Genomic DNA, 251 nt, shown 5'->3' with positions numbered 1-251 from the left:
GGAAAAGGGGCAATCCCTGAAGACTATTGATGAGAAATTGGAGTGGGTCATGAATACCCAGACGATTCCTCAACTAGTAAGCCGTTCAAGATATGCTGAGGAGGCTCTCATGTCGGCCATCAACCGGGGCTTTAGGCAGTATGTCATTCTAGGTGCCGGCTTTGACACGTTTGCCTTTCGTCAGGAAAACCTTCCATCTGATTTTACCATCTATGAAGTAGATCACCCTGCAACCCAAGCCTTTAAACAAA

General features: G+C 46.6%; 1 protein-coding gene. It reads left to right on the top strand.

Translation table 11 applies throughout. The features are described 5' to 3' along the window. Positions 1 to 49 precede the first annotated feature (49 nt). Positions 50 to 251: class I SAM-dependent methyltransferase (locus tag RYX56_RS24055; RefSeq protein ID WP_317124344.1), on the top strand; the 202-nt coding region annotated here is incomplete at its 3' end.

Origin of the sequence: Alkalihalophilus lindianensis (genome assembly GCF_032843265.1) — a bacterium.
GTDB lineage: Bacteria > Bacillota > Bacilli > Bacillales > Bacillaceae_D > Alkalihalophilus > Alkalihalophilus lindianensis.
Note: the sequence above shows the minus strand (reverse complement) of the source record. Positions and strands in the feature narration are given on the sequence as shown.